Here is a 12,909-nt window from a genome sequence, read left to right on the forward strand (position 1 = left end):
GCAGACGGAAGGGGGAGCGAACGACGAACACTCGTGCTTCAGCGATATGTCATGTCGCTTACGATGATCGAAGTCGCGTTTACGGCGACTGATTTTCGCCGTACAACGGCGTCATGAATGCTGGCCGCCAACTGCTGACCTTGCGACGCCATCCGGCGTTTCCTTACGGGCTGGCTGCGGGTCTGGCCCTGCTGGCCCTGGCCGTGCGGATACCGTTCGGCCAGGCCCTGCTGCCGTTTCCGTTCCTGACCTTCTATCCGGCGGTCCTGCTGGCCGCGGTTCTCAACGGACGCAGGGCAGGCGTAGCCTGTGCCGTGCTGTCGGGCATCCTGGCCTGGCTGTTCGTCCTGCCGCCCGAGCAACAGCATTTCCGCGCCCTGTTCCCCACGGGCGGGGTCGGTTTCACCGGCTTTGCCGTGACGACGGGGCTCAGCATCTGGCTGCTGGGGCGGTTGCGCTCGCGCGAAGGGCTGCTCAAGGAAACCGCCTCGGGCCTCGACGCCCTGATCGAGAACGCCCCCATCGGCTTTGCCTTTATCGGCCGCGACGGCCGTTATGTCCGCGTCAACATGGTCATGGCGCGGGTGGCGGGCCTGTCCATGGCCGAGCACATCGGCCGGACGCCGGAAGAAGCCGCGCCCGACATGGCTGCCCCGATTCGCGCGGCGGTCGACCGCGTGCTGACGAGCGGCGAGGCCGAAGCGGGTATCGAGCTTGAGGGGCGCAGCGCGGCCTTCGGTGGCGAGACGCGCACCTGGCTGGCCAGCGTCTTCCCGGTGCGCGGGGCCGAAGGGCAGGTCGCCATGGCCGGCATCAGCGCCATCGACATCACCGACCGCAAGCGCGGCGAGACCGCCGTGCGCCAGACCAACGCCGCGCTGGAGGGCGCCATCCGCGACGCCCAGGCGGCCCTGACCCAGGCGCAGAAGATGGAGGCGGTCGGCCAGCTGACCGGCGGCATCGCCCACGATTTCAACAATCTGCTGGGTACGATGGTCGGCAGTTTCGACCTGATCCGGCGCAAGTCCGATAACCCGGCCATGGTCACGCGCTTTGCCGACATGGGCCTGCAGGCGGCCGAGCGCGGCACGCGGCTGACGGCGCAGTTGCTGGCCTTTTCGCGCGTGCAGAAGCTTGAGGTCCGGCCCGTGGCGGTGTCGTCTGTCCTGCGCGACGCCCAGGCCCTGCTGGAACGGACCCTGGGGCCGATGATCCGGCTTCAGATGGACATCGATCCGGAAGAGCTGCGGGTCCTGTCGGACGCCACCCAGCTCGAGATGGCCGTGCTCAACCTGGCGATCAACGCCCGTGACGCCATGCCGGACGGCGGCGGGCTGACTCTGTCAGCGCGGCGGCTGAAGATCGGACACGATGCCGAGCTGGCGCCCGGCGATTACGCTGAAATCACGGTGGCCGACACGGGCGAGGGCATGTCCGAGGCGGTGGCCAGCCGCGCCTTCGACCCCTTCTTCACCACCAAGGCGGTCGGCAAGGGCACGGGCCTGGGGCTTAGCCAGGTCTACGGCATCGCGCGCCAGGGCGGCGGCACGGCGCGTATCGAGTCGGCGCCCGGCCAGGGTACGAAGGTGCGGCTGTTGCTGCCGCTGGTGGCGCCTGAAGCGGTTGTTCCGGGCGCGGGGGATGCGGGCGCGGGCGAGGACACGGGCGCCCGGCGCGCGGCCAGGGTGCTGGTTATCGACGACGACGCCCTGATGCGCGAAACCCTGGCCGAGGCCTTGCAGACGCTGGGGCACGAGGTGACCGTGGCGTCGGAGGGCGAGGAGGGGCTGAACTGGCTGAAGCGCGAGGCGCCGGACGTCATCATTCTCGACTTCGCCATGCCGGGCATGAACGGCGCCGAGGTGGCCAGCGCGGCGGCCGGGATTTGCCCCGGCGTGCCGATCGTCTTTTCGACCGGCTATTCCAATACGACGGCGATCGAGGCGGCGGCGGGGCGGGATGCGATCGTCCTGCGCAAGCCGTTCATGATCGAGACGCTCGACCGCACGATCGGGGCCGTGCTGGGGATGAGGGCGTAGGGACGTTCGGACGGCGCCGTCCCTCATGCAACACGATAGCGAAGGGCTGTGACGAGGGCTGAAAAGGCCGGCGACGGGTTGCGCCGGCTTGGATAATAGAGGTGGTAGCCGGGGAATGGCTCACACCAGTCTTCCAACACGCGACATAGCCGACCGGCCTTTACATGCGTAAGCACCTGATCTTCGGGCATGTATGCGAGCCCAAGACCAGCCAAAGCCGAGTTCACCCTGAGCGCCAGATTGTTATAGACGAGCTGGCCGCCGACACGAACATTCACTTCGCGCCCGTCTTTTTCGAACTCCCAGGGGAACAGGCCGCCATAGGTGGGCAGGCGCATATTGATGCAGTTGTGCGCAGTGAGGTCGTGTGGCGTGGTTGGTTTCGGATGCCGTTGGAAATAGCCGGGCGAACCGACGACGGCCATCCGCATGTCGGGACCGATCCTGACAGCCACCATGTCCTTTGCGACCTGCTCGCCCAGGCGGACGCCGGCATCGAAACGCTCGGCGACGATATCCGTCAGGCCATAGTCTACGATGATCTCAACCGTAATATCCGGATAGTGATTGAGGAAGCTGTTCATGGAAGGCTCGAGCACCGAGACGGCTGCGTGCTCGCCTGCCGTTATACGGATCGTTCCCGCCGGACGGTCGCGAAGTGCCGTCAGGGCCGCAAGTTCGCTTTCGATGTCCTCGAACCGGGGCGCCAGCGTCTGGAGCAGGCGCTCCCCGGCCTCGGTTGGGGATACGCTGCGCGTTGTCCGGGTTAAAAGCCGCAACCCCAGCCGTTCTTCCAGCGCGCGGACCGTCTGGCTGAGCGCCGATTGCGACACGCCCAGCCTGGCTGCCGCGCGCGTGAAGCTCCTCGCCTTGGCGACATGGACGAAGGCGGAGAGGTCGTCGAAACTCGGGCGCGTATTCATAAGCAGACCTTATAACGGCATGGCGATTATAGCGCCTAATCGCGGTCATGCGCACGGATTAAACTTCCGGCATCGAATTGTTTTCCGACGGTCAAAACGGCCCTTCCCGCAAGGCAGCCGTGACCACCTTCCGATGTGGAGCATCCCATGCAAAATGTGACTTTGAACAACGGCCTGTCGATGCCGGCCCTTGGATTTGGCGTCTTTCAAATTCCCGACGCAAAGGAATGCGAGCGCTGCGTCATCGATGCGATCGACACCGGGTACCGGCTTATCGACACGGCGGCGTCGTACATGAATGAAGCGGCCGTCGGCGCCGGCATCAAAAACAGCGGCCTTGCCCGGAGCGACCTGTTCGTCACCACGAAGCTGTGGGTGCAGGACACCGGATATGAAAAGACGACACGCGCCATCGACGGCTCGTTGCAGCGCCTGAATCTCGACTACCTCGACCTGTACCTCATCCATCAACCCTTCGGCGATGTGCATGGATCGTGGCGCGCCATGGAGGCGGCTTACAAGACGGGCAAGCTTCGGGCCATCGGCGTCAGCAACTTCCAGCCCGATCGGTTGATGGATATCAAGGCGTTCAACGAGATAACGCCTGCCGTCAACCAGGTCGAAGTGAACCCTTTTCAGCAGCAGGCGCAAGGCGCGGAATTCATGAAGAGCATCGGCGTTCAGGCGGAGGCGTGGGCGCCGTTCGCCGAGGGCCGCAACGGGCTCTTCCAAAATGCGCTACTCGTGAACATCGCGGAAAAGTACGGCAAGTCCGTCGGTCAGGTCGTGCTGCGCTGGTTGGTCCAACGCGGCATCGTTGCGCTGGCGAAATCCGTCCGAAAGGACCGGATGGCGGAAAATCTGGCGGTCTTCGACTTTCAACTCAGCGACGACGACATGGCGCGCATTGCCACGCTGGATACGGACACCAGCAGCTTCTTTTCTCACCGCGATCCTGAAATCGTCAAATGGATGAGCGAGCGCAGGCTCGACCTCTAGGCCGCCCTTAGCCGTGATACGAAGGCGGTGACTTCGGTCTGGAGCTGGTCGGCCTGGTGCGACAGGTCGCCGGCCAGGGACATCAGCTGGGTCGAGGCCGCCCCTGTCATCTCAGCGGCGCGGCCGACGCCGAAGATGTTCTGCGTCACCTCGTGCGTGCCTTGCGACGCCCGGGCCGTGTTGGCGGCGATTTCCTGTGTCGCCGCGCCCTGTTGCTCGACCGCCGAGGCGATCGTCGCCGAGATCGAGCGGATATCGCCGATGGTCGACACGATCTTGCCGATCGAAGACACGCTGCGTGTCGTCGCCGCCTGGATCTCCTCGATCTTGTCCGAGATGTCCTTCGTGGCGCGCGAGGTCTGGGTCGCCAGTTGCTTGACCTCGGACGCCACGACCGCGAAGCCCTTGCCGGCTTCGCCCGCGCGGGCGGCTTCGATGGTCGCGTTGAGCGCCAGGAGATTGGTCTGTGAGGCGATATCGCTGATCAGCTGGACGACCTCGCCGATGCCCGAGGCGGCCAGGGTCAGCGACTGGATTTCGCCTTCGGTGCCCGCGACGTCGTGCACGGCGGCCTTAGCGATGTCGGCGGCATGGTGGACCTGGGTGTTGATCTCGTGGACCGAGGCCGTCATTTCCTCGGTGGCCGCCGCCGCCGTCGAGACATTGACGGCAGCGTCTTCGGCGGCGCCGGTGACGATCTGGGCCTGGCGCGAGGTTTCCTCAGCCGTGGCGGCCAGGCTCTGGGCGGCGTCCGACACCTCGCCCGACGAGCGCACGAAGCTGGAGGCCAGCTTGCCCATGCTGGCCTCGAAGGCGTCGGCAATGGCCAGGCGTTCGTCGCGGATGCGGATATTGGTCAGACGTTCCTGCTCGGCGGCCTGCTGCCTGAGGGCTTCGGCTTCCTGGAGACCCAGGCGGAAGCGCTCGACCGTGCGCGCCATGCCGCCGAGTTCGTCGCGGCGGTCCTGGCCCGGCACGGTCGCGTCGAGGCGGCCGTTGGAGATATCGGCCATGGTGCCGTCCAGCCGGCGCATCGGCAGGGAAAGCCCCGAGCGCGTCAGCCAGAAGGCCAGCCCGGACACCAGGATCAGGCCGCCGATGACGGCGACCAGCGTGTCGGTGCGCGCCGTCGCGGCCTTTTGCGTCAACTGTTCCGCCAGGTGGTCGTTGGCCTCGACATTGGCGTCGATATGCTTGTTCATCGTGTCGCTGACGGCCAGCAATGCCGGGCTGCAACTGGTGTTCATTTCATGAATGGCGGCATCGCGCTGGCCCGCCTTGCCGAGGCGCACGGCTTCGGCGCAGGCCTGGGACATGGCCGTGCGATAGGCGCCGCGCACGTCTTCCAGCCTGTCCTTCTGCTCGGGCATGGCGTCGATGGCCGAGGCCAGCTCGGCCTCGAAGATCTGGCCGCTCTTTTCGATCTCGTCGGTGGCGGTTGCGATGTCCGCCGGCCCTTCGGCGATGATCAGGCGGAAGATCGAGCGCGCCGTCCAGCCCGTATGGGCCGTGGCGCGGGCCAGCGCCGTGGTGCCGCTGGCCGAGCCCATCATGGCGTCGTCATAGTCATGGCTGATGCGCGTCATCTGGCTGGTGGCGAAGATGACGGCGAAGATCGATACGGCGCCCAGCGCGCTCAAAAGGATCAGGACCTTGGATACGACAGGCAGGTGTTTGTACGACAGGCGCACGGCGGTTTCCCCGGAGACTATGCAACAATGGCGTTAACCATCGGATGCGCCGGTTAATAACCGCATAAGATTTGTTATAAAACGCAACGCGGGGATGAGCGTTTCGATACAATTACCCCTCCCTGCGCCTTGCATGGGGAGGGGCGAAATCTAGTCGAACAGGGCGTCGATAGCGGCCTGGTTGGTTTCCGGGCCGCCGACGGCCGGGCCGTTGAGCAGCAGGTCGCGGCGGCGCTGTTCTTCCGCCGACACAGGCTCATGATCCTCGCCGTCGTGGACGCCGAGCGTGTCGACCAGCTTGGTGATGCGGCCTTCGATCTGCGACAGCAGACCGACGATCTTGCTGACGCGCTGGCCGGTCAGGTCCTGGAATGTGCAGGCCTCGAAGATCTTCATGATCTCGTCGTCGACGGCGGCCTTGGTGGCGGCGTCGGTCGAGGACAGGCCCATGATGGTCTCGGCCGAGGCCAGGATGGTATGGGTGGCCAGTTCGGTGTCGACCGTGATCGCGTCCATCTCGGAGGTCGCCGTGGGCAGGCGGTGCGTCGCCATTTCCAGCGGGCGGATCGAGCGGATTTCGGCCTTGGCTTCGCCGATGGCGTCGTAGATGCTGCGGAACTGGGTGATCCAGCGCGCGTCGATGCGGCGGAACACGTCCGACATGGTGTCGACCAGGGCTTCGGACTGCTTCGCCAGCACGAACAGGCGCGGATCGATGCCCGCTTCCTTGAACACGTCCTGCCAGCCGTCATCGGCGGCGGAAGCACCGTTTGAATTCGTCATGAAAATCGTCTCGGGCTGGATTACGAGGCGAGGGCCGTGTCTTCGCGGCGGGCCCAGTAGCCGCCGACGTCTTCGCAGATCTGCTTGACGTCGTCGAAATAGAAGGGCTTGGGCAGCAGGAACATGACGCGCTGGCGGCGCGCCTTGTTGAGCGCGTCTGCGCCCGACTCCGGATTGGCCATGTGGCCGGCCGTCATGATGGCGATGGGCACGCCCGCCGCCAGCTCACGGTACAGGGCCAGGTCGTCCAGCGTATTGTGACCATCGACGAAGACGTCCAGCACCAGCAGGTGGAAGGTGTGCGATTTGAGAAGGGCGAGGGCTTCTTCCTCGGTCGGGACGCAGGTGGCGGCAAAGCCGGCCTTCTCGAACATCTTGGAAATAATCGTCGCCTGGGTCTTACTGTCTTCCAGGATCAGGACGCTGTGGGCCATGGTTCACTCTGGCAAAATGGACACTTCCCGCCAGCATAACCAAAATGGATTGAGATAAGATTACGCAATTGTGGCAGGCCGCCGGTGCGCCCCGCGCCGGCTTGCCCGTATTAAAACGAAAGCCCCCGGAGCGGACTCCGGGGGCGGAAAGCCTCTGCTTACACAGATGTTTAGAAGCGGCGGATGTACGAGACCTGGTACAGGTCGCCGTTCAGGCCGTTGCTCAGGTCGAAGTGCGTGATGTCGGCGCGGACGCCGGCATTGCCGCCGTTCGGGAAGTAGCGGAGGCCGATGCCGTAGGCCGGACCGGTTTCCGAATCCGTGGCCGCCGCGCCGCCGCTGGAGGCCTTGACCTGGGCGGTCATGTAGCCGACGCGGCCGATCAGGTCGACGTTCGCCGACACGGGCAGGGTGCCGACGGCGTAGCCGGCCAGGGCATGGTCGACCTTAAGCTTCACGGTGTAGCCGCCGTAGGTGTAGCTCTTGCTGGTGACGCCGACCTGGGTTTCCAGTTCCACGGCGAACGAACGGTTGATCGTCTTGCCGATGGTGAAGTTGGCGGTTCCGAAGTTTTCACCGCTGACGCGGGCCGCGGCGCCGCCGACTTCGATATAGGCGTCGGTCGACTTGGCGGCCGGCTTGGCGGTTTCGGCGTTGGCCGAAACGGCGAAAGCGAGAGCCGAAACGGCAATGGCGGAAAGAATCAAAGACTTAGGCATGTAAACCCCCTCTTGTGCTAATGGAGCGGGCGATTGACCAGCATTCGGGACCGGTGTCAACGCACCGCTATCATCTTATTATGCGTACACCACAAGGTGTGATATTTTTGCAAAGCTGCAATAATCGGACAATCACGCCCGCGCTTGCCGGCCCGGCGACCCGGGCGCGGCCGTCACATGCATCCCTGGACCACGGGAAGCGGCATCATTTCATTTGGGCCGGGCGGGAGGTGCTCGCGTTTCAGTTCGTTGCGGACAGCCAGGCGCTGCGACTTCGTCAGCCGCGCATAGAGCGCGGTCTGGTCCGCCTCCATTTCCGGCAGGCGCCTGCTGCGGTCCGCCTCGGCATCGCCGGGGCTGCACGACGGCACCACCCGCATCCGGATCGCCGCGATGGCGCGGGTCATCAGGATATAGGCGCGGATGGGGTCGTGCGCGATCGTGCGGCTGTCGCGATAGATCAGGCTCATTTCGTAGAGGGCATCGGGTTCGTAGATCGTATTGCGCGCCCGGTTCAGCATGATCATGGCGCGATTGTCGTCGCGCGGTACGCCCTGGCCGCGATGGAGCATCTGGCCGAGATAGAACGCCGTTTCCGGATGTCCGGGCCGGGCGCTGCCGTAGCAGGCATAAGCCGCCGCGTAATCCGGCCGGCTGTCGACCGCGATCATCGAGACCGGATCGGCATTGGCGTCGACTCCTGTCGTCATCAGGCGCAGCCTGCCCGTAAAGTCGAGTACGCACGCCGTCAGCGGCAGGCTAGGCTGAGCCGCCAGGGCGCGATGCAGCCACAGGCCGGCCTTCGTCACGTCCTGCGTCGGGCCCCTGGCGGCGTAGGCGATGCCGAGATTGTACTGCGCCTGGACGTCGCCGGCGCCCGCGGCCTTGCCCAGCCAAAGGATGGCGTTCGGCATGTCGTGCTCGGGCGTTTCGTCGTCGAAGCCGATGGGTTCGCCGCCATAGGCGCGGTCCGTGGCGCTGTACGGGTAGGGCTCGTACTGACGCGTCGCGGCGACCTCGTCATGGGCGTTGCTCTGGCGCACATAGGCGGCGCGGAAATAGAGCGTGCCGATCCTGAGTTGCGCGCCTGTGTGGCCCGCTTCGGCGGCCTTTAGCATCCAGTGCGGCATGGGGGCGTCACCGTCCAGTCCCGTGGCGCCGTGCGGAAGATGCAGGGCAAAGGCGTAGAGGTGCTGGCCGTCGCCGTCCTGCGCCTGGCCGTACAGCCTTTTGTGCTCGGCGATGAAGGCTTCGAGACGGGCGATCTGGGCCCTGGCGCCATCGTGCAGGGACGATTTTTCCCCGATCATGCGGTACCATTTGATCGCCTCGGCATAGTCGGGGGCCTGGCCGTACCAGTCGGAATAGAGCAGGCCCATATCCATCTGGGCGTCGGGGTCGCCGGCTTCGGCCCGGGCGCGCAACTGTGCCTTTGCCTCGGCGGACATGGGTACCTGGTTGCGCAGCGCCGGCACGACGGCCGAAGCCGGTCCGGCGCTCAAGCCGGCAATGACAATCAGCGCGGCCGCCGCGCTTGTCAGTATATTGGATCGCATGAATTCCCCCCTCGATCGTCCGGCGAGGATGCGCCCGGGCGCGCGAAAGTCAAGCTCAGCGCTCCGAGGCCGTGATCCATTTGGACTGGGCCGGCGGCCGGTAGGCGCAGAGGCGGTCGAGCAGGGCGGGGGCCTGGTCTGCGACGATCAGCATGTCGCGGTGAAGCGGCTTCATGAAACCCTTGTCCACCACGCTGTCGAGAAAAGCCGTCAGCCCGTCGTAAAAGCCGGCGACATTATAAAGCGCGCACGGCTTCAGGATGTCGCCGAGCTGGGCCCAGGTCCAGACCTCGAAAAGCTCCTCGAAGGTGCCGATGCCGCCCGGCAGGGCGACAAAACCGTCTGCGAGATCGGCCATCAGCGCCTTGCGTTCGTGCATCGAGCCGACGATGCGCAGATCCTTCAGCCCGTGGTGCGCCACCTCCTTGTCGACCAAGGCCTGGGGGATGACGCCGGTGACGTCGCCGCCCTTCGCCATGACCGCGTCGGCGACGGCGCCCATCAGCCCGACCGAGGCGCCGCCATAGACCAGGCCGATGCCGTTCCGGGCCAGAGCTTCGCCGAACGCCGTGGCGGCGGCCATGAAGCGCGGATCGTAGCCGGGGCTGGAGCCGCAAAAGACGCAAATGCGTTGCATGGTGATCTCCGTTACCGTGTGTCGTAGCGCTTTTCGGCGTCCGTGCAAAGTCTTTGCTACCGGTGTCATTTTTCATTGCCTGCGGCGGCGGCTCGTGGCATGGTCCGGCAAAAATAAAGCCCAACCCCAGGAAGCGTCATGAAGTTCAGGTCTTTTGCGTCCACCGCCGCCATCGCGATGCTGTTGTTGTCCGCCTCGGCGGAGGCCGCTGTCGTCGGGCAGAACGTGCCGGTTGAAAAGCTGTCGCCGGAACGCATCCAGCACTATGCCGGCGCGCAGGCCGGGGCCTGGGCCGACTATATCAAGGCGTCCGAGGCCACAAAGGCGGCGGACCATGCCGCGCTCGATGCCGAACGCCAGGGCCTGGGCGTCGTTCCGGCGCCGGTGCCGGAAGGCAATGCCGGGCGCTCCATGCCGCTCGACCGCGACGCCGCCTGGTACGCCACACCCGAAGCGCGCCATGTCGCCGACGTCATCGTCAGCTTCCAGACGCCGGCCGGCGGCTGGGGCAAGAACGCGCCGCGCGACGGGCAGGTCCGCCAGAAGGGCCAGGCCTATGTGGCCCAGACCTCGGCGGCGCATGGAGGACCGTCGGATTTCGATTTCGCCGACATGAGCTGGCACTATGTCGGCACCTTCGACAACGACGCCACGATTACCGAGCTGCGCTTTCTGGCGCGCGTCCAGGCGGCTGTTCCCGGCCCGGAAGGTGACGTGTACCGCCAGAGCCTGCTGCGCGGCATCCGCTATACGCTGGCGGCGCAGTTTCCGAACGGCGGCTGGCCTCAGGTCTATCCGCTGGAAGGCGGCTATCACGACGCCATCACCTATAATGACGATGCGCTCGACAATATCGTCTCCTTCCTGAAGGACGTGGCCAGGGGCGAGGGCGATTACGCCTTCGCGCCGGACGGTGTGCGCACGGCGGCGGCGAAGGCTGACGCGAAGGCCCTGGATGTCGTACTGAAGACCCAGGTGCGTATCGGCGGCAAGCTGACCGTCTGGGGGCAGCAGCACGACGCCCTGACGCTGGAGCCCGTGTCGGCGCGCAATTTCGAGCCGCCGTCGCTGTCCGCCGCCGAAAGCGCCACCCTGCTGGTTTACCTGATGCGCATCGACAGCCCGTCGCCCGAGGTGAAGGCCTCGATCCGCGCCGGCGTGCAATGGCTGAAGGACAATGCGCTGCACGATGTGGCGCTGGTGCGCGACGCGTCCGGCCGCCATCTCCAGGCCCAGCCCGGCGCGCCGCTTCTGTGGTCGCGCTATTACGATCTCAAGACCGGCAAGCCGATCTTCGGCGACCGCGACAAGTCGATCCACGACGACATGATGGAGATCAGCGCCGAACGCCGTAACGGCTATTCCTGGTACAACACCACGCCGCAAAAGGCGCTGAACGCCTATGCGAAGTGGGAAAAGGCCTTTCCGGGCGACGGCGGCTGAAGCTTGTTTCCGTCGCACAAGGGTTAATTTTCAACTGGCGCGCGTAATTATTAAAGGTTAATGTCGTCACAAAAGCGTCAATCAGGGGGCGGCTTTGCAGAACGACAACCCATCGAGCGCGGGCCAGGGCGACCCGGGTAACGATATAGCCATGAAGAAACTAAGCGACCGCATCGTGACGTCGATGCGGGAGTACGGACGGGCTTTGGCTTTTGCCAGCAAGTTTACAAAAGGGTTGCTGGTCGTCGTAGGCGCCGGTCTGGCCGGCGGAGGGCAGTTCATCCAGTACGGCGCCTTGGGCCCTATTGTCGGCTGGATCGGCGTCGGCCTGGCGCTGGTCGGCGGCTTCTGGGCGCTTGCGGTCGATGATTCCGCACCCGACATGCTGGTTGAGGCTCACGAAGCGGTCGAACGCGCCCGTACGGCCTACGCCAACTCAATTGCCAAGGACCAGTTCATAGAAGACTTACGGGCACGACTGGTAACTACGGCCGACGTGTATATCTGCAGCCAGCAATTGCGGGAGTTCGTCGAGACGCAGATCGCGGCCGGAAGATCTGACGTCGAGCGTTCGGTCCGGGACATGATCTCGCTGATATCCCGGCAATTGCGTGCGCTTATGAAGGTGATCAGCGGCGAATACTGGACGCTGTCCGTCTATCGCCACGTCGAAGCGGCCAATGGCCAGTCGGAGGGGCTGGTCTATATCGCCGGCGACCGTACCGAACGGCAGGGCGAAGCCGCAAATCATCGGGTCTGGGGGATGGGAGAAGGCGTTGCGGGCCATTGCCTGCGCATCGGCAGGGAGCTGATCGTGGAAAATGCCAACGATCCCGACCAGGTGAGTTGGCTGCATATTCCCGAAGCCTTGCATCGCGATCATGATCCGAACAAGTACAGGTCTTTTGCCGCTTTGCCGATCGTCATATCGGGGCGCCCGGTCCCCTGGGGCGTTATCGTGGCCACCAGCGACCGCGCCAATTGCTTCGCGACCGATGGAACCGGACGCGGCAGTGTCGAAATAGAACCCTTGCGCATGTTCCGCGGAGCGGTAGCCTTGCTGGCAGTCCTGTCGCATCTCACAGATCGTTTGCCTCCCGAGGGCGGCGGTGATATATCTGGCAGTGCAACATGACCTGCCGGTTCCCGTGTACGTGTATTTTGCCGCTGCTTTGCGGAAAAATTAGTGGCGTCGGGATAAACGTATTCTAAATCTTATGGACTCATTGTTAGGATGCTGACGTTGGCAGTAGTAGAGTGTAATATGAGCAAGGACATGGCCCCAGAGTCCAAGGCTTCGGAACTCGACCGGAAGACCGAGGCACTTGTCTCGAACTTCGCGCAGTCTCCCAGCATCAAGACAGCAGACCAGCTTTACTATATCGCGCGCGAACGCGCCGACCTGGTCAGCGGTGGCGCACGGTTCTCGGGTCAGATGAGAAAAAGCAAGAAGAGCGTTTCGTTCTTTGGCTTTGGAAATTCCTGATCTTCCAGGCTTTTTTGCGTAGGGTCCACCGCCTGGCTCTCCGCCGGCGATAACAGGCTGTTGGGGGCGTAACGTCGTCTCCGGCGACGCATACCTTGCGCCGCCGACAGTGCCATCCCGCTTCGCCTGAATTATATTATAAACGATTGCCTTTTACGGGAATCGGTCGCTCTAATTCCCCAAAATGAAATCATAAATG

Annotated in this window: 12 protein-coding genes; 5 read left to right on the forward strand and 7 right to left on the reverse strand. The window is 64.4% G+C overall.

The window, feature by feature from the left end; genetic code table 11:
• The first annotated feature begins 113 nt into the window (after nucleotides 1-113).
• Nucleotides 114-2,039 (forward strand): response regulator, encoded by a 1,926-nt coding sequence (locus AB8717_RS09225; RefSeq protein ID WP_443750736.1) that lies wholly within the window; start codon nucleotides 114-116, stop codon nucleotides 2,037-2,039.
• A 23-nt stretch (nucleotides 2,040-2,062) separates the two neighbouring features.
• Here the strand turns inward: AB8717_RS09225 and AB8717_RS09230 are convergent, their stop codons facing one another.
• Nucleotides 2,063-2,962: a LysR family transcriptional regulator gene (locus AB8717_RS09230; RefSeq protein ID WP_443750737.1), complete on the reverse strand. Its 900-nt coding sequence runs from the start codon at nucleotides 2,960-2,962 to the stop codon at nucleotides 2,063-2,065.
• 162 nt (nucleotides 2,963-3,124) lie between these two features.
• On the opposite strand from AB8717_RS09230, the gene AB8717_RS09235 reads away from it, so the two are divergent.
• On the forward strand, nucleotides 3,125-3,961 hold the full coding sequence (locus AB8717_RS09235) for an aldo/keto reductase (protein WP_443750738.1): 837 nt from the start codon (nucleotides 3,125-3,127) through the stop codon (nucleotides 3,959-3,961).
• Here AB8717_RS09235 and AB8717_RS09240 read toward each other — a convergent pair.
• From AB8717_RS09240 to AB8717_RS09265, 6 genes are all read right to left on the reverse strand, one after another.
• Nucleotides 3,958-5,652 (reverse strand): methyl-accepting chemotaxis protein, encoded by a 1,695-nt coding sequence (locus AB8717_RS09240; RefSeq protein ID WP_443750739.1) that lies wholly within the window; start codon nucleotides 5,650-5,652, stop codon nucleotides 3,958-3,960. The genes AB8717_RS09235 and AB8717_RS09240 overlap by 4 nt on opposite strands.
• 150 nt (nucleotides 5,653-5,802) lie before the next feature.
• On the reverse strand, nucleotides 5,803-6,435 hold the full coding sequence (locus AB8717_RS09245) for a protein phosphatase CheZ (RefSeq protein WP_443750740.1): 633 nt from the start codon (nucleotides 6,433-6,435) through the stop codon (nucleotides 5,803-5,805).
• A 20-nt stretch (nucleotides 6,436-6,455) separates the two neighbouring features.
• Nucleotides 6,456-6,869, reverse strand: coding sequence for a response regulator (locus AB8717_RS09250; RefSeq protein ID WP_443750741.1), 414 nt, complete (start codon nucleotides 6,867-6,869; stop codon nucleotides 6,456-6,458).
• A gap of 170 nt (nucleotides 6,870-7,039) precedes the next feature.
• Complete coding sequence (locus AB8717_RS09255) at nucleotides 7,040-7,588, reverse strand: outer membrane beta-barrel protein (protein ID WP_443750742.1); 549 nt, start codon at nucleotides 7,586-7,588, stop codon at nucleotides 7,040-7,042.
• A gap of 173 nt (nucleotides 7,589-7,761) precedes the next feature.
• A complete protein-coding gene (locus AB8717_RS09260; protein ID WP_443750743.1) occupies nucleotides 7,762-9,144 on the reverse strand; it encodes an SEL1-like repeat protein in 1,383 nt (460 codons plus the stop codon).
• Between the two features lie 55 nt (nucleotides 9,145-9,199).
• The gene (locus AB8717_RS09265; protein WP_443750744.1) at nucleotides 9,200-9,781 is read right to left on the reverse strand and encodes a TIGR00730 family Rossman fold protein; all 582 of its coding nucleotides are present in this window, start codon (nucleotides 9,779-9,781) and stop codon (nucleotides 9,200-9,202) included.
• Nucleotides 9,782-9,919: 138 nt separating this feature from the next.
• Between AB8717_RS09265 and pelA the strand changes: the two genes are divergently transcribed.
• The 3 genes from pelA to AB8717_RS09280 all read left to right on the forward strand — a co-directional run bounded on the left by pelA (nucleotide 9,920) and on the right by AB8717_RS09280 (nucleotide 12,710).
• Nucleotides 9,920-11,224 (forward strand): pectate lyase, encoded by a 1,305-nt coding sequence (pelA, locus tag AB8717_RS09270; protein ID WP_443750745.1) that lies wholly within the window; start codon nucleotides 9,920-9,922, stop codon nucleotides 11,222-11,224.
• Between the two features lie 94 nt (nucleotides 11,225-11,318).
• A complete protein-coding gene (locus tag AB8717_RS09275) occupies nucleotides 11,319-12,359 on the forward strand; it encodes a GAF domain-containing protein (RefSeq protein ID WP_443750746.1) in 1,041 nt (346 codons plus the stop codon).
• Between the two features lie 129 nt (nucleotides 12,360-12,488).
• On the forward strand, nucleotides 12,489-12,710 hold the full coding sequence (locus AB8717_RS09280) for a hypothetical protein (RefSeq protein WP_443750747.1): 222 nt from the start codon (nucleotides 12,489-12,491) through the stop codon (nucleotides 12,708-12,710).
• Nucleotides 12,711-12,909 lie beyond the last annotated feature (199 nt).

Source organism: Asticcacaulis solisilvae, assembly GCF_052327315.1.
Classification (GTDB): Bacteria; Pseudomonadota; Alphaproteobacteria; order Caulobacterales; family Caulobacteraceae; genus Asticcacaulis; species Asticcacaulis solisilvae_B.

Coding starts and splice junctions, on each gene's coding strand:
- AB8717_RS09225 (WP_443750736.1), top strand. CDS start 114: ATGAATGCTGGCCGCCAACTGCTGACCTTGCGACGCCATCCGGCGTTT.
- AB8717_RS09230 (WP_443750737.1), bottom strand. CDS start 2,962: ATGAATACGCGCCCGAGTTTCGACGACCTCTCCGCCTTCGTCCATGTC.
- AB8717_RS09245 (WP_443750740.1), bottom strand. CDS start 6,435: ATGACGAATTCAAACGGTGCTTCCGCCGCCGATGACGGCTGGCAGGAC.
- AB8717_RS09250 (WP_443750741.1), bottom strand. CDS start 6,869: ATGGCCCACAGCGTCCTGATCCTGGAAGACAGTAAGACCCAGGCGACG.
- AB8717_RS09255 (WP_443750742.1), bottom strand. CDS start 7,588: ATGCCTAAGTCTTTGATTCTTTCCGCCATTGCCGTTTCGGCTCTCGCT.
- AB8717_RS09260 (WP_443750743.1), bottom strand. CDS start 9,144: ATGCGATCCAATATACTGACAAGCGCGGCGGCCGCGCTGATTGTCATT.
- AB8717_RS09265 (WP_443750744.1), bottom strand. CDS start 9,781: ATGCAACGCATTTGCGTCTTTTGCGGCTCCAGCCCCGGCTACGATCCG.
- pelA (WP_443750745.1), top strand. CDS start 9,920: ATGAAGTTCAGGTCTTTTGCGTCCACCGCCGCCATCGCGATGCTGTTG.
- AB8717_RS09280 (WP_443750747.1), top strand. CDS start 12,489: ATGAGCAAGGACATGGCCCCAGAGTCCAAGGCTTCGGAACTCGACCGG.